Source organism: Ruegeria sp. YKSE079, from assembly GCF_059612845.1.
The window spans coordinates 127,726-142,621 of sequence record NZ_JBXWRJ010000008.1 but is presented as its reverse complement, the minus strand read 5'-3'; the positions used below and the strand labels follow the sequence as shown (position 1 = coordinate 142,621).

Annotated in this window: 15 protein-coding genes; 9 read left to right on the top strand and 6 right to left on the bottom strand. The window is 59.4% G+C overall.

All coding sequences use genetic code 11. The features are described from left to right. Window positions 1-45: 45 nt before the first annotated feature. The 3 genes from rsmI (at window position 46) to gshB (ending at window position 2,270) form a co-directional block, all read left to right on the top strand. A complete protein-coding gene (gene rsmI / locus AC2FMY_RS09555; protein ID WP_496807313.1) occupies window positions 46-903 on the top strand; it encodes a 16S rRNA (cytidine(1402)-2'-O)-methyltransferase in 858 nt (285 codons plus the stop codon). Between the two features lies 1 nt (window position 904). After that, the gene (locus AC2FMY_RS09550) at window positions 905-1,276 is read left to right on the top strand and encodes a YraN family protein (RefSeq protein WP_496807312.1); all 372 of its coding nucleotides are present in this window, start codon (window positions 905-907) and stop codon (window positions 1,274-1,276) included. Between the two features lie 61 nt (window positions 1,277-1,337). Next, window positions 1,338-2,270, top strand: a complete 933-nt coding sequence (gshB, locus tag AC2FMY_RS09545) for a glutathione synthase (RefSeq protein ID WP_480751764.1) — start codon at window positions 1,338-1,340, stop codon at window positions 2,268-2,270. Here the strand turns inward: gshB and AC2FMY_RS09540 are convergent. From AC2FMY_RS09540 to cobU, 4 genes are all read right to left on the bottom strand, one after another. Further along, window positions 2,267-3,781, bottom strand: coding sequence for a YifB family Mg chelatase-like AAA ATPase (locus AC2FMY_RS09540; protein WP_496807322.1), 1,515 nt, complete (start codon window positions 3,779-3,781; stop codon window positions 2,267-2,269). The genes gshB and AC2FMY_RS09540 overlap by 4 nt on opposite strands. A gap of 64 nt (window positions 3,782-3,845) precedes the next feature. Then, window positions 3,846-4,727 (bottom strand): glutathione S-transferase N-terminal domain-containing protein, encoded by an 882-nt coding sequence (locus AC2FMY_RS09535; protein ID WP_496807311.1) that lies wholly within the window; start codon window positions 4,725-4,727, stop codon window positions 3,846-3,848. A 58-nt stretch (window positions 4,728-4,785) separates the two neighbouring features. Next, complete coding sequence (locus tag AC2FMY_RS09530; RefSeq protein ID WP_480751770.1) at window positions 4,786-5,364, bottom strand: histidine phosphatase family protein; 579 nt, start codon at window positions 5,362-5,364, stop codon at window positions 4,786-4,788. After that, on the bottom strand, window positions 5,361-5,882 hold the full coding sequence (gene cobU / locus AC2FMY_RS09525; RefSeq protein ID WP_496747995.1) for a bifunctional adenosylcobinamide kinase/adenosylcobinamide-phosphate guanylyltransferase: 522 nt from the start codon (window positions 5,880-5,882) through the stop codon (window positions 5,361-5,363). The genes AC2FMY_RS09530 and cobU overlap by 4 nt, the downstream gene beginning before the upstream one ends. 100 nt (window positions 5,883-5,982) lie before the next feature. Between cobU and AC2FMY_RS09520 the strand changes: the two genes are divergently transcribed. The 5 genes from AC2FMY_RS09520 (at window position 5,983) to AC2FMY_RS09500 (ending at window position 10,515) form a co-directional block, all read left to right on the top strand. Next, window positions 5,983-6,861, top strand: a complete 879-nt coding sequence (locus AC2FMY_RS09520; RefSeq protein WP_496747990.1) for an RNA polymerase factor sigma-32 — start codon at window positions 5,983-5,985, stop codon at window positions 6,859-6,861. Then, entirely contained in the window at window positions 6,858-7,688 is an 831-nt protein-coding gene (locus AC2FMY_RS09515) for a ChaN family lipoprotein (RefSeq protein ID WP_496807310.1), read from the top strand. The genes AC2FMY_RS09520 and AC2FMY_RS09515 overlap by 4 nt, the downstream gene beginning before the upstream one ends. An 80-nt stretch (window positions 7,689-7,768) precedes the next feature. After that, the gene (gene coaBC / locus AC2FMY_RS09510; RefSeq protein ID WP_480751774.1) at window positions 7,769-8,965 is read left to right on the top strand and encodes a bifunctional phosphopantothenoylcysteine decarboxylase/phosphopantothenate--cysteine ligase CoaBC; all 1,197 of its coding nucleotides are present in this window, start codon (window positions 7,769-7,771) and stop codon (window positions 8,963-8,965) included. Between the two features lie 48 nt (window positions 8,966-9,013). Next, a complete protein-coding gene (dut, locus tag AC2FMY_RS09505; RefSeq protein ID WP_480751776.1) occupies window positions 9,014-9,469 on the top strand; it encodes a dUTP diphosphatase in 456 nt (151 codons plus the stop codon). Next, entirely contained in the window at window positions 9,469-10,515 is a 1,047-nt protein-coding gene (locus AC2FMY_RS09500; protein ID WP_480751778.1) for a HesA/MoeB/ThiF family protein, read from the top strand. Before dut ends, AC2FMY_RS09500 begins: the two co-directional genes overlap by 1 nt. Before the next feature lie 16 nt (window positions 10,516-10,531). Here AC2FMY_RS09500 and AC2FMY_RS09495 read toward each other — a convergent pair whose 3' ends face one another. Next, window positions 10,532-11,746: a trans-sulfuration enzyme family protein gene (locus AC2FMY_RS09495; protein ID WP_496747987.1), complete on the bottom strand. Its 1,215-nt coding sequence runs from the start codon at window positions 11,744-11,746 to the stop codon at window positions 10,532-10,534. A gap of 141 nt (window positions 11,747-11,887) precedes the next feature. Between AC2FMY_RS09495 and AC2FMY_RS09490 the strand changes: the two genes are divergently transcribed. Further along, complete coding sequence (locus AC2FMY_RS09490) at window positions 11,888-13,903, top strand: M3 family metallopeptidase (RefSeq protein WP_496747985.1); 2,016 nt, start codon at window positions 11,888-11,890, stop codon at window positions 13,901-13,903. A gap of 57 nt (window positions 13,904-13,960) precedes the next feature. On the opposite strand, the gene AC2FMY_RS09485 is transcribed toward AC2FMY_RS09490, so the two are convergent. Further along, on the bottom strand, window positions 13,961-14,893 hold the full coding sequence (locus AC2FMY_RS09485; protein WP_480751782.1) for a 2-hydroxyacid dehydrogenase: 933 nt from the start codon (window positions 14,891-14,893) through the stop codon (window positions 13,961-13,963). Between the last annotated feature and the right edge of the window lie 3 nt (window positions 14,894-14,896).

Genomic DNA, 14,896 nt, shown 5'->3' with positions numbered 1-14,896 from the left:
TGTGTTGATCCGCGATAATAAACGTCACGCAGAGGGGGTCCAGAGTTGAATTTCCAAAAGACCAGATTGACGCCCGGACTGTACTTTATCGCAACGCCGATCGGCACGGCCCGAGACATCACGCTTCGGGCGCTGGACGTTCTGGCATCGGCGGACGTGATCGCGGCAGAGGATACTCGCAGCCTACGCCGCCTGATGGAAATTCACGGGGTTCCGTTGGACGGGCGGCGGATACTGGCTTATCACGACCACAGTGGAGCGGCAGCACGCGAAAAATTGCTGGAGGCACTGTCCCAAGGTTCATCGGTCGCCTATGCCTCCGAGGCAGGCATGCCCTTGATCGCCGATCCGGGGTACGATCTGGGGCGTCAGGCCACCGAGGCCGGTCACACCGTCACATGCGCGCCCGGTCCGTCTGCGGTGTTGACTGCGCTAACACTCGCAGGGCTGCCGACCGACGCCTTCTTTTTCGCAGGTTTCTTGCCCAATGCATCGGGCGCGCGGCAGGCGCGACTTGAGGCCCTGCGCGATGTTCCCGGAACGCTTGTGTTCTACGAATCTCCCAAACGGATTGCGGCAAGTTTGACGGATATGTCCGAGACGTTGGGCGGCGACCGCCCTGCGGCTGTGTGTCGGGAGTTGACCAAGAAATTCGAGGAGATCCGGCGCGGACCACTGATCGAACTTGCGGACGCTTACAAAGGGGCGTCGGTCAAGGGAGAGATCGTGGTGCTGGTCGACCGGCCGCGTTCACAAAGCATTAGCGAGTTGGACGTAGAAGAGGCATTGAGGACTGCATTAGAAACGCATTCAGTTCGGGACGCGGCGGATCTGGTTGCAAGGATGTACGACCTGCCACGGCGTCCTCTGTACCAAAAGGCGTTGAAACTGGGAAAAGGGTGAAATGCGGAACAAATCGGTGCGTGGGTCGATAGCCTATCACTCCGGGCTGGCCGCCGAAGATCGCATCGCGTCGGACTATCAGAAGCGTGGGTTCACAATTCTGCAACGACGCTGGCGCGGAGCCGGGGGTGAAATAGACCTGATCGCTCGGAACGGCGATGGAATCGTTTTCATCGAAGTCAAAAAAAGCGACAGTTTCGATCGCGCCGCCGAATCCCTGGGTCGTCGGCAGATGGCGCGGATTGCCGCGTCAGCCGAAGAGTTTTTGGCACGCGAACCAGACGGACAGTTGACCAATGCGCGATTCGACGTGGCCCTTGTCGATGTGGCGGGGCGCTTTCAAATTCTCGAAAACGCGTTTGGTTTGATCTGAACGCCATTGCACCCCCCTGCATGCTGCGCCATGTATCTGGCGTGGAAATGAGGGACGCGTCATGAAAATCGCCTTTCAGATGGACCCGATCGGGGCCGTGAACATAAATGCGGACAGTTCGTTCCGTCTGGCTGAAGAGGCACAGGCACGCGGGCATGATCTGTTTTTCTATGGGCCTGACCATCTTGCCTATCAGGAAGGTCGGATCACCGCACGTGGTCATGACATGACGATACAGCGTGTTGCCGGAAATCCGGCGGTGTTGGGACCCGAGCGTGAGGTCGATCTGGGCGACTATGACGTGGTCTGGCTGCGACAGGATCCGCCATTCGACATGCATTACATCACGTCGACGCATTTGTTGGACCGGCTCAAGGGGAAAACGCTGGTGGTGAACGATCCGTTCTGGGTTCGGAACTATCCCGAAAAGCTTCTGGTTCTGGATTTTCCTAACCTGACGCCACCCACAACGATTGCGCGCGACCTGCAGACAATCAAGGCGTTCAAGGCCAAGCATGGCGACATCATCCTGAAACCGCTTTATGGTAACGGCGGTGCAGGCGTGTTCCGGTTGGATGAGAATGACCGCAACCTCTCTTCGCTGCATGAACTGTTCACCGGATTCTCGCGCGAGCCATTGATCGTGCAGAAATTCCTGCCGGATGTCCGCAATGGAGACAAGCGGGTGATTCTGGTCGATGGCGAGGCAGTTGGCGCAATCAACCGTGTTCCCGCCGAAGGCGAGACCCGGTCGAACATGCATGTGGGCGGTCGCCCGGAAAAAATCGGCCTTTCAGAACGTGACCTGGAAATCTGCGCGGCTATCGGGCCTTTGCTGAAAGAAAAGGGCCAGGTTTTCGTAGGAATCGACGTGATCGGCGAATATCTGACCGAGATCAACGTGACCTCTCCCACCGGAATTCAGGAGTTGGAGCGTTTCAACGGCGTCAACATCGCCGAGAAGATCTGGCTGGCGATAGAGGCAAAAATCTAGGCAGTTACCTTGGCGCTGATCCGAAAACTCAGCGCCTCGGCCACATGGGGGCGGCGCACATCCTCTGTGCCTTCCAGATCGGCAATGGTGCGCGCAACACGTAGGATGCGGTGATATGCGCGCGCCGACAGGCCGAAGCGGTCGGCCGCTTTCAACAGCAGTTCCTTGCCTTCGGTATCGGGCGTAGCGATCTGTTCCAGAGTCTTGCCTTCGACATCGGCGTTCTGCCTGATCCGTGGATGGTCGCGAAAGCGCTGAGCCTGCACCTCGCGCGCGGCCGCGACCCGAATGGCCACGGTAGCGGAACTGTCACCCGAAGGCGGCAGATCGAGATCCGTGAACCCGACCGGTGGCACTTCCATCCTCAAATCAAAGCGGTCCATCAGTGGGCCGGAGATGCGCCCCAGATAATCGTCGCCGCAATTAGGCGCACGGACACAGGCCCGACCGGGATCGGTCAGATACCCGCACTTGCATGGGTTCGCGGCGGCCACCAGCATGAAACGACAGGGATACTTCACGTGCGCATTGGCACGTGCAACCATGACCTCGCCGGTTTCGATTGGCTGGCGCAGGGTCTCCAGAACGGTGCGCGGAAACTCTGGAAACTCATCCATGAACAGAACGCCGTTATGGGCCAGCGAAATCTCGCCCGGTTTCGCCCCTTTGCCACCACCAACGATGGCGGCCATCGAAGCGGTATGGTGCGGTTCCCGAAAGGGGCGGGTCCGGCTGATCCCACCCTCATCCAGTAGTCCGCACAACGACTGGATCATCGAGGTTTCCAGCGCCTCGGCGGCGGTCAATGGCGGTAGTATGCCAGGAATGCGTGCGGCAAGCATGGATTTTCCCGAGCCGGGCGTGCCGATCATGATCAGATGGTGCCGCCCGGCGGCGGCGATCTCAAGCGCACGTTTAGCCCGTTCCTGTCCTTTCACGTCGCGCAGGTCGCGGGGACAGGGAGACAAGTCAACCTCTCCCGGTTGGGCCTCGGGCAAGGGTGACTGGCCGGAAAAGTGCCGGACGACCGCGCCCAAGGTATCTGCCCCAATCACCTGCGTGGCCCCAACCCAGGCTGCCTCGGCGCTGGAGGCGCGGGGGCAAAGCAGAATGCGGTCATGTTCGGCGGCAGTCATGGCGGCGGGCAGGGCTCCGACGACCGGCATCAGTGCGCCGTCCAGCGACAACTCACCCAACGCCACCGCGCCCTCGACCGCATCGTGTGGGATGATTTCCAGCGCGGCCAAAAGCGCCATGGCGATTGGCAGGTCGAAATGGCTGCCTTCCTTGGGCAGGTCGGCGGGTGACAGGTTGATCGTCACCCGCTTGGACGGCAACGCAATGGCCATCGAACTAAGCGCGCTGCGCACCCGGTCACGGGCTTCGGAGACCGCTTTGTCCGGCAGCCCGACGATGGAAAACGCGGGCAGACCCGGCGTGACGGCACATTGCACCTCGACCGGGCGGGCCTCGACGCCTTGAAACGCAACGGTGTGGGCGCGGGCGACCATATTTCCCCTGCTCATGGTTAACAGGAGATTGCTAGCGTCATTTGAGTTTACGAATGGTTAATTCCTACCATGACTGACGACCGACCATGTCCACGAATTTGGGCCAGGCGTGTGGATCGGCGACGGTTTTGTCGCGGCAAAAGCGATTGCAAAAGCCCCATCGCTTCCCTTCCAGCTCAAGGAAATGCGTCACAGGTTTGCCGGAATAAGGGCAAACCGAGTTGATCGGGGGGCCGGTTTCAACGGTGTTGGCCTGCAATTCACCCCCAACGGGCCATGATTCGGTCGGCAGATCCTTGGAATAGGGAAATGGCTCATATCGAACCGTAAGCCCCATCGCGCGCCATTGCCGCAAAGAGATATCCTTGAGCAGTTCGAGGCAATACTCACGATTGCCAGCCGAAACCGGCAGGCCATATCCAATGATGCGCGCGGCTACCGGAGTATAGAATACATCCGCCAACGAATAGTTGCCGAACAAGGGGCCGGAATCGCAGCCAGATACCGAACGGGCATGCGCCCAAAGTGTCTGAACGCGATCCACGTCCGCTAAGGTTCCAGACGACGGCACGAAGCCCTTGAAGCAATGCTTCAGCTGCATTGGGCATTCACTTCGCAGCGTATGAAATCCGGCTGCCATTTCAGCGCAAAGCCACCGGGCCGTGGCGCGCGCAGCCGGATCATCTGGCCAAAGGCCCGCATCCGGATGATTTTCGGCCAGTGTCTCTGCTATGGCCAGGCTTTCCCCTACTATCGTTCCATCCGGCAATCGAAGAGCCGGGACAAGTCGGGCAGGGGCCAGCGGCTGCATATCCGCGGCCATAGTGCCGGAATAAAGGCCAACAATGTGCGAGCGATAGGGGATACCGAATTTCTCAAGCATCAACCATCCGCGAAGGGACCAACTGGAAAACAGCCGGTCACCGATGAAAAGATCATATGTCATGCGTTGACGTTATTCGTGGTTTCAACGATCAGAAAACGATCATTTGTGAGTGGCGTCATCACGGCAGGTGATTGATCCGCCCTACCGACCATCCGGTGTCCAACCTGATGATCTCTGTGACGGACAGGTTGTCGATCCGGTGGCCAAAAGCCTCTTCTGCATTGATCTCCAATGCGCGCTGCACCTGACTGAGTATGACGCCAAAATGGGCCACGATGATCAGATCGCGCGCCCGATGGGTTGAAATCAACGCATCGATGGTATTGTCCACCCGCGCACGTACCTCGTTCCAGCTTTCTCCCTGCGGAGGGCGAACATCGCCCGGAAAGTCCCAATACGCGCGGGCCAGATGGGGGTCTTCGGCTTCGATCTCGGTATGTGATCGCAACTCCCAGGTACCGAAATTGATCTCCCGAAGACCGGCATGATGCGGTAACCGTCGTCGTGGGCCCTGAATGGCGCTCGCGGTATCAGCAGCGCGGGATAAGTCGGAGGAAATCACCAGGGCGTCTTGGGGAAGATGCGCGGCCAGACGCGCAATTGCCGCGTGATCACTCAAGTCGGCGGGAAGGTCGGACCAGCCGACCATTGTTTTGGCGTGGGTCGGGCCGTGGCGAACGAGGTGCAACCGGGTCACGGCAATCGCCCTTTCAAGACCGTAGGTAATCCTGCGGTGACCTGAACCACCAGATCGGCCTGCGCGGCCAAGGCGATGTTGAGCCGCCCTTGCGCTTCCCGGAACCGCCGCGCCAGCGCGTTGTCGGGCACGATGCCTTGACCGACTTCATTGCTGACGATGACTACCTGTGCAGCACAGTTTCGCAAAGCGACCTGAAGGTTCGCCGTTGCCTGTTCCAGATCGTTTTCGGCAAGCAGGTGGTTTGTGAGCCACATGGTCGCGCAGTCAATCAGGCAGACCTGATCTGAAGTCAGCTTGGAAAGGTGGGGTTCCAGATCCAAGGGAGATTCGATTGTGGTCCAGCCATCGCCGCGTTGTGCAATATGTTGCTCAATTTTTAGGCGCATCTCTTCATCAAACACTTGTGATGTGGCGAAATAAACGCGAGTTTTCTTAGTTGAAACAACGAGTTGCTCGGAAAATGCTGATTTCCCCGAAGCTGCGCCTCCAAGAATTAAGGTTAAACTGGGATGCACTTTTATTACCTTTCTAGTGATCCACTTGGTTTTGTCCTGCGTATCGACCGTATCAAAGCATGACAAGACCAACCCCGAGCCTGCAAATTGGGAGAGATGCATGGCACTGGACAACCCGCAAGAACTGTCGATTTCCAGACAGGCCATGAAGGCGGAACTTCTGGACGCCGAAACGGAACTGCGTCTGGCTTATGCTTGGCGCGACGAACGGGATGTTGAGGCGCTGCACCGCTTGATCAATGCCTACATGCGGTTGGCCATTTCGATGGCTGCAAAGTTCAAACGTTATGGCGCGCCGATGAATGACCTGATCCAGGAGGCCGGGCTTGGTCTGATGAAGGCCGCCGACAAATTCGATCCTGACCGTGGCGTACGCTTTTCCACCTATGCGGTCTGGTGGATCAAAGCCAGCATTCAGGACTATGTCATGCGCAACTGGTCGATGGTGCGTACCGGGTCTACTTCGTCACAAAAATCCCTGTTCTTCAACATGCGGCGGGTTCAGGCGCGGCTGGAACGGGAAGCGGTGAACGATGGTGTTGCGCTGGACAAACACCAGTTGCATCAGTTGATCGCGGCCGAGATCGGCGTTCCCCTTCGCGATGTCGAGATGATGGAGGGGCGGCTGTCGGGTTCGGATTTCTCTCTGAACGCCGTGCAGTCCGCTGAAGACGAGGGGCGCGAGTGGATAGACACGCTGGAAGATGAACGCGAACAGGCGGCGGAAGCGGTTGAAAACAGACACGATACCCGACAATTGCGTGAATGGCTTGTAACTGCGATGCAGGATCTGAACGAGCGCGAGCGGTTCATAGTGCGCGAACGCAAGTTGCGCGAACCGGCGCGCACGCTTGAAAGTCTTGGGCAGGAATTGAACTTGTCCAAAGAGCGCGTGCGACAATTGGAAGCCGCAGCCTTTGCCAAGATGCGCAAGTGCCTTGAAGCGCAATCGCGCGAGGTGCAACACTTCCTCGCATGAGACATATTTCGATTCTGATTGGTGCCTGTGTGGCATTTCTGACCGCTCCGTTTGGGGCGGCTTTGGCGTCTGATTCAATTCCGGCGGACGTGCTGGAACAGATGCAGCAGGCCGACGTTGTTCTGCTTGGCGAAACCCACGACAACCGGCACCATCATCTGCGTCAAGCCGAAGCCGTCGCGGCGATCAAACCCAAGGCGGTAGTCTGGGAAATGCTGACCGAAGAAGGCGCGGGGCGGGTCACGGCACAGGCGGTGTCTGACCCTGAGCGGTTGGCGACAACGCTGAAATGGGCTGAACTCGGCTGGCCGCCGCTGTCAATGTACCTCCCCGTGTTCAAGGCTTCGGCGGGGGCGCCGGTCTATGGCGGACTGGTTCCGCGACAGGCCGCTCAGGCTGCGATGGAAAGTGGCGTGGTGGCGGCCATGGGCGCGGACGCCGCACGATATGGTTTGACGATACCTTTGCCAGCCGATGAACAAGCGGCCCGCGAAGCCGATCAGCAGGCGGTCCATTGCGATGCGATGCCGCCCGAGATGCTGCCAAACCTTGTTGCAATTCAGCGCCTGCGAGATGCAGTTCTGACGAGGGCGATCTTGAGGGCAATCGAGGAAACCGGAGGTCCGGTTGCCGTCATCACCGGCAACGGGCACGCCCGCAAAGATCAGGGAATTCCCATATTTCTGAGCAGGATGGAGCCGGGACTGCGCGTGTTTGCGTTGGGACAATCCGAAGACGGGGTGATAGGCGGCACGTTTGATGCAGTGATCGACAGCCCGGCGGCAAAGCGTGACGACCCTTGCGAGGTTTTCCGGAAAGAGGACTAGGCTTGCACTGATTATCCGCTGGCACATGCCAAGGCTCTTGCCTAATGTCAGGGCCGTCCGGATTGTGAGAGAGGCTGGGAATGCTGGCGTCGAAACGTATCTTGCTGATCATCGGGGGCGGGATTGCTGCCTATAAGTCGCTCGACCTGATCCGGCGTCTTCGTGAGCGAGGTGCGTCAGTGACACCGGTGCTTACAAAGGCCGGTGAAGAATTCGTAACCCCGTTGTCGGTTTCGGCTTTGGCTGGCGAGAAAGTCTATGGCGATTTGTTCGATCTGACGGATGAGGCCGAGATGGGCCATATTCAGCTGTCCCGCTCAGCCGATTTGGTGGTTGTTGCTCCAGTGACTGCAGATTTGATGGCCAAGATGGCGGCGGGTCTGGCGAACGATCTGGCCTCGACCCTTCTGATGGCGACAGACACGCCGGTCTTGTTGGCTCCCGCGATGAACGTGCGTATGTGGGGCCATCCCGCGACACAACGCAACCGGTCGCTCCTCGCTGCGGACGGGATCAGTTTCGTCGGTCCGAACGAAGGCGACATGGCCTGCGGCGAATACGGGCCGGGTCGCATGGCGGAGCCGATGGAGATCGTGTCCGCAATCGATCAGGCGCTGGGCAACGGCCCTCTAATGGGCAAGCGGATACTGGTGACGTCCGGGCCGACGCACGAACCGATCGACCCCGTTCGATACATCGCCAACCGATCTTCTGGGGCGCAGGGAACAGCCGTCGCACGGGCGCTGGCGGCTTTGGGGGCCGAGGTGGTTTTCGTGACTGGTCCTGCCGAGGTTCCGCCGCCCGCTGGGGTTCAGGTGATACGGGTTCAGACGGCGCAGGAGATGTCGGAGGCGGTGGACGCAGCCTTGCCAGTTGATGCCGGAGTTTTTGCTGCGGCAGTGGCGGATTGGAGGATGGCAAGCGCCTCGGACCGCAAGTTGAAGAAAAGCCGCGATGGATTACCGGTTCTGGACTTTGCCGAGAATCCCGACATCCTCAAACGCGTATCGCAGATGCAGACGGGCAGACCCGGACTGGTTGTGGGATTTGCTGCGGAAACCGATAATGTGATCGAGCACGCAACCGCCAAACGGGCTCGCAAGGGGTGCGACTGGATCGTGGCAAACGATGTCAGCCCCGCAACCGGGATCATGGGGGGAACCGAAAACGCTGTTGTTCTGATCACGGACGCAGGGGCCGAGGAATGGCCACGGATGGGCAAGGACGCGGTTGCGGTACAACTGGCTCAACGGATAGCGGCGGCACTGACCGAGTGAGTTTGCCTTGAGTGACCAATTTGAAGCGAAATAGCGAGGGGCGTGGAAATGGTGGCAATCCGTGTGATCCGGGACGAAGGCGCTGATCCCGATGTGGCGTTGCCGTCATACGAAACAGTGGGCGCCGCGGGTGCCGATGTCCGCGCCAATCTGCCCGACCGGGGCGTCATCACGCTGGAGCCGGGGCAGCGTGCGTTGGTGCCGACGGGTTTGAGGATCGAGATACCCGAAGGATTCGAGGTGCAGGTGCGGCCACGATCGGGGCTGGCACTCAAGCATGGGATCACCCTGCCCAATACGCCGGGTACTATCGACAGCGACTATCGCGGGCCACTTGGCGTAATCGTTCTGAACGCCGGGCAGGAACGGTTCGAGATCGCCCATGGCGACAGGATCGCGCAACTGGTGGTGGCCCCGGTGCTGCAGGCGCGTTTTGAGTTGGCCGAGGCGCTGTCGGATACCACGCGCGGTGCAGGCGGCTTTGGGTCGACGGGGCGCGGCTGATGCTTTTGGTTCTGGTTGTTGCCGCCGCGTTGTGGGGGCTTGGTTTCGCTATGGGGGTGTCACGCACGGCGCGGCTGATCCCGGTTGGCATCCTGTTCACCGGCGTTTTGCTGATACAATTCCTTTTGCCGGACGGCCATGGTTTGCGCGAAGCGACAGGAAAGTCGCCGGCGCTTTGGCTCATTCTGGGTGGGATGGTTGTTCTGGCGCTTGTCTATGCCCGCCTTCTTTCGGTATTGCACAGGAGGGCTGCTGCGAACCCCTCAGAGGAGACACCGGTGCCACAGGGCAAGTTTTCCGACAGTGAACTGGAGCGCTATGCCCGCCACATTGTTTTGCGCGAACTTGGCGGACCCGGGCAGAAAAAACTGAAACACGCCAAAGTTCTTGTGATTGGTGCCGGGGGGCTGGGCGCACCCGCGTTGCAATACCTTGCGGCTGCCGGGGTGGGAACCATAGGCGTGATCGATGACGATGTGGTCGAGAATGCCAACCTGCAACGCCAGGTGATCCACAGGGACGCCGATATCGGAACGCCCAAGGTGTTTTCCGCACAATCCGCGATGGAGGCGCAAAATCCCAATGTCGTTGTGCGCCCCTATCATCGCCGCCTGACCGAAGAGATCGCGCAGGAGCTGTTTGGCGACTATGATCTTATCCTCGATGGCACCGACAATTTTGACACCCGATATCTGGCCAATCGCACCGCAGTGGCGCTGGGCAAGCCTCTGATCTCGGGGGCGCTGGCACAGTGGGAGGGGCAACTTAGCGTATTCCACCCCGCGAAAAACGGTCCTTGCTATCAGTGCATCTTCCCCGCAGCTCCGGCTGCCGGCCTTGCTCCGTCGTGTTCCGAAGCCGGTGTAATCGGGCCGTTACCGGGGGTTGTCGGGTCAATGATGGCGGTGGAAGCAGTCAAACTGATCACCGGGGCAGGTGCCCCCTTGATCGGCGAGATGCTGATCTATGACGCGCTTTACGGCGAATCCCGCAAGATCACGCTTGGCAAGCGCGCCGATTGTCCGGTTTGCGGGTCAAGCGACTGACGGGCGAACCCTTATCCTACCCCAGTGCGCGATCAAGGTCCGCAATCAGATCCTCGGTATCTTCCAATCCCACCGACAGGCGAAAGACTCCGTCGCCGGCATAGGCGCTATAGGCCTCCAATTGCGCGCCCTCAAGACGGAATGATGTCTCCATCAGACCTGCTGTTTCCATCCAGAAAATCAGCGACCGGTGATGGCCCAGAGATACCGCATAATGGATCACTTCCAACCGGTCGATCATCTGTTGTGCCATGCGCCGCCCAGTGGCGGCATCCCCAACCTGGAACGAGATCATGCCTGACATGTTGCGCATCTGTCGTGCGGCCAGTTCCGCCTGCGGGTGCGACGGAAGGCCGGGGTAGATCACTTTGGTCACGCGCGGATCGGTATCCAGCCATTCCGCAACAGCCTGTGCGCCCATTTGGTGCGCCTTCATTCGCAGTGGAAGGGTTGCCGCCCCTCGTGCGATCAGCCATGCGTTGAAGGGCGACAATACGCTGCCATGGTGAATGGCTGCCTCGGCGCGCATGCGTCCGATCAGATCGGCAGACCCGGCCACCGCGCCACCGACTGCGTCGCCATGTCCGCCTATATATTTCGTGATCGAGTGCATCACCAGATCGACGCCCAGTCCTGCCGCATCCATGCCCAAGGGTGAAGCAAATGTAGCGTCGCAGCTCAGCAATGCATTTGCTCCCTTGGCGAGTTGCGAAACGGCCGCCAGATCGGTCAGCCGCCCGATCGGATTGACCGGGGTTTCAGTGTGGATCAGTTTCGTGTCTGGACGGATAGCTGCTGCGACGGCTTCCAGATCGGACATGTTCACTGCCGTCACCTCGATTCCCATCCGGGGCAGTGTGTCGCGTGCCAGTTCCGCTACTCCGGCATAAGAGACATCCGAGATGACAATATGGTCCCCTGCCGAGAGGAACGTGAAGAAAATGGCCGATGCGGCGGCCATGCCCGATGCCAGACACAGGCAGGACTCGGTTCCTTGCATGGCGGCAATCTTGGCTTCCAGCATTGCGACAGTGGGGTTGTTCCAGCGGGAATACAGATATCCCCCGGTTCCTTCTTCCAGATCATGAGCCGAGAACCCCGCCACCTGATCGGTCACGAAGGTCGAGCTCATGTGCAGTGCCGGGGCCGAAGCGCCTGTGGCCGCGTCCGGCCTTTCGCCAGCGTGAATGGCAGTAGTCATGGGGCCGCGGTGTCGGTCGGTTCTGGTCATGTCGTATCTCCCGTTTGGATCAACCTGCTTTTGTTGCAGCTGTATCGCAACCGGACATATGACAATGCGTGCTGTTTTGAGTGTCGCACCTCTGGACCAATCCGACGCGCGAACCTAGCTTGACCAGCAAAGGAGACATTCATGACCAACCCGATCCTTGCCGACTGGCAGACCCCATTCGAAATCGCCCCCTTTGACGACATCAAAGATGACGATTTCGAACCCGCGCTTGAGCAGGCTCTGGCCGCCCACAAGGCCGAGATCGGAGCAATTGCCTCCGACCCAGAAGCGCCGAGTTTTACCAACACGGTCGAGGCGCTAGAGGCGGCTGGGGATCTTGTCGACAAGGTGCTCGGCGTGTTTTTCACCGTTGCCGGGGCGGACAGCAACCCGAAACGCGAAGAGTTGCAGCGGGCCTTTTCACCCAGGCTGGCTGCGCATTTTTCCGAGATTTCGTCAAACAAGACGTTGTTTCGTCGTGTGGCCGCCGTATGGGATCAGCGGGACGAGTTGAACCTGACCGACGAACAACAGCGGGTTCTGATGCTGACCCATCGCGGCTTTATCCGGGCAGGGGCCGCGTTGGAAGGTGCGGATGACGTTCGGATGAAGGCAATCAAGTCCCGGCTTGCCGAACTTGGTACGGCCTTTACCCAAAACCTTCTGGCGGATGAGCGCGACTGGTTCATGCCGCTTTCCGAAAACGATCTCGAAGGATTGCCGAAATTTGTCGTCAGTGCTGCACGTGAGGCGGGCAAGGAAAAAAACGTGGAAGGACCGGTCGTCACTTTGTCGCGGTCTCTGATCGCGCCCTTCCTGCAGTTCACACCGCGCCGCGATCTGCGCGAGAGGGCTTATCGCGCTTGGGTCGCTCGCGGGGCCAATGGCGGGGAAACCGACAACCGGGCTCTTGCGACCGAGATCCTAAAGCTGCGCGAAGAACGCGCCCGGTTGCTCGGATATGACAACTTCGCGGCCTACAAGCTGGAAACCGAGATGGCCCGCACACCCGAGCGTGTGCGTGACTTGCTGATGCAGGTTTGGGAGCCGGCCAAGGCGCGGGCCGAGGCGGATACCAAGGTGTTGACCGACATGATGCAGGCCGACGGAATCAATGGAGAGCTAGAGCCGTGGGACTGGCGCTATTACGCGGAAAAGCGGCGCAAGGCCGAACATGATCTGGATGAGGCCGCGCTCAAGCCATATCTGCAACTCGATCGGATGATCGAGGCCGCGTTTGCTTGCGCGAACCGCCTGTTCGGTCTGGAATTTCGCCCGCTGGACGTCCCACTCTATCATCCCGATTGCCGCGCATGGGAAGTGACGCGGGGCGGGCAACACATCGCGGTGTTCATCGGGGATTATTTCGCGCGGGGCTCGAAACGGTCGGGCGCGTGGTGTAGCGCGATGCGGCAACAGGCGATATTCCCCAAAACGCAAGCGCCTGTGGTCATCAATGTCTGCAACTTCGCCAAAGGCGATCCGGCCCTCTTGTCCTATGACGATGCACGCACGCTGTTTCACGAATTCGGCCATGCCTTGCACCAGATCTTGTCGAATGTGACCTATGAGAGCATTTCGGGAACGTCGGTCGCGCGGGATTTCGTGGAATTGCCCAGCCAGCTTTATGAGCACTGGCTGGAAGTGCCCGAAGTTCTGTCTGAATTCGCGACCCATGCCGAAACCGGTGAACCGATGCCGCCCGAGATGCTGAAAAAGGTCCTGGAAGCCGCGAATTTTGATCAGGGCTTTCAGACGGTCGAATATGTGGCATCTGCGCTTGTCGATCTGGCCTTTCACGACGGCGTGGCCCCAGCCGACCCGATGGCGAAACAAGCCGAGGTTCTGGCGGAACTCGGGATGCCTCATGCAATCGGCATGCGCCACGCCACGCCGCATTTTGCCCATGTCTTTGCAGGGGACGGATACAGCTCGGGGTATTACAGCTACATGTGGTCCGAGGTAATGGATGCGGACGCATTCTCAGCTTTCGAAGAAGCGGGCGGCGCATTTGACCGGGAGCAGGCAAAGGCACTGGAAGACAACATTCTGTCGACTGGTGGGTCGAAAGAGGCAGAAGAGTTGTATCTGGCGTTCCGTGGCCGCATGCCGGGTGTCGATGCCCTGCTCAAGGGGCGTGGATTGATCGCTGCCTGAACGCGCAGATTTCGCCTCTGGCGACCGTGTTTTGCACGAAAAGAAAAGGGCGGGAGGTCAGTATCCCGCCTCGCGATCCACCAGATGCAGCAACGGTTCGCCGGATTCGCTGCGACGGATGTTGTCGACGATCACCTGAGCGGCTGTCGCCGGGCGGGTTTCCGAGGCGATATGCGGCGTTACTGTGACTTTGGAATGTGACCAATAGGGATGGTCCTTGGGCAGTGGCTCGGTTCGGAAAACATCAAGTGTGGCATGACCGATTTGGTCCGTGTCCAGCGCTGCCAGCAATGCATTGTCGTCAATCAACGGGCCGCGGCCGGGATTGATGATCCGGGCGCCCTTGGGCATCAGCGCCAGTGTTTCCGCATTCAGGGTGTTTTCCGTCGCGGGCGTGTCCGGCATAAGCAGAACGGCTATCTCGGCGGTCGAAAGCGCCTGATGCAATCCTTCCGTTCCGCTGAAACAACGGATTCCAGGGAACTCCTTGAGTGTACGAGACCAACCGGTGACGTCGAAATTCAAGGCCACCAGCGCTCGTGCCGCGGCCTCGCCCAAGGCGCCAAGGCCAAGAATACAGACGGTACGATCCTGTGCCAGTGGCGGAACCTTCTGCAGCCAGTCCCCGTTCAGGCCATGAATGTGGGCATCCATGCCAAGGTGATACCGTAAGACGTGGCCGACAACCCATTCTGTCATCCCCTGCGTCAAGCCATGATCGACCATCCGCACCAACGGCACCGTCAGGGTTTTGTTTCCCACGATAGTCTCGACACCTGCCCATAAGCTCAGAACCGCCTTGAGGCGTGTCATCGGGGTGAAATCCTGCAAACCTCCATTGGGGGCATACACAACATAGTCGACTTCGGCAGGGTCGAATTGTGTGTTTAGAGTGAAATCCAGCCCGGCATCGCTTAGATTCCGAAGCAGCAGTGGCTCGTAGATTGGCCAAAGGGCAGGGCGGGCGGAGAAAAGCACATTGATTGTCAAAGT

Coding starts and splice junctions, on each gene's coding strand:
- AC2FMY_RS09495 (WP_496747987.1), bottom strand. CDS start 11,746: ATGACCAGAACCGACCGACACCGCGGCCCCATGACTACTGCCATTCAC.
- AC2FMY_RS09540 (WP_496807322.1), bottom strand. CDS start 3,781: ATGGTCGCCCGCGCCCACACCGTTGCGTTTCAAGGCGTCGAGGCCCGC.
- AC2FMY_RS09515 (WP_496807310.1), top strand. CDS start 6,858: ATGAGACATATTTCGATTCTGATTGGTGCCTGTGTGGCATTTCTGACC.
- AC2FMY_RS09520 (WP_496747990.1), top strand. CDS start 5,983: ATGGCACTGGACAACCCGCAAGAACTGTCGATTTCCAGACAGGCCATG.
- AC2FMY_RS09490 (WP_496747985.1), top strand. CDS start 11,888: ATGACCAACCCGATCCTTGCCGACTGGCAGACCCCATTCGAAATCGCC.
- coaBC (WP_480751774.1), top strand. CDS start 7,769: ATGCTGGCGTCGAAACGTATCTTGCTGATCATCGGGGGCGGGATTGCT.
- AC2FMY_RS09535 (WP_496807311.1), bottom strand. CDS start 4,727: ATGACATATGATCTTTTCATCGGTGACCGGCTGTTTTCCAGTTGGTCC.
- dut (WP_480751776.1), top strand. CDS start 9,014: ATGGTGGCAATCCGTGTGATCCGGGACGAAGGCGCTGATCCCGATGTG.
- gshB (WP_480751764.1), top strand. CDS start 1,338: ATGAAAATCGCCTTTCAGATGGACCCGATCGGGGCCGTGAACATAAAT.
- AC2FMY_RS09550 (WP_496807312.1), top strand. CDS start 905: ATGCGGAACAAATCGGTGCGTGGGTCGATAGCCTATCACTCCGGGCTG.
- AC2FMY_RS09500 (WP_480751778.1), top strand. CDS start 9,469: ATGCTTTTGGTTCTGGTTGTTGCCGCCGCGTTGTGGGGGCTTGGTTTC.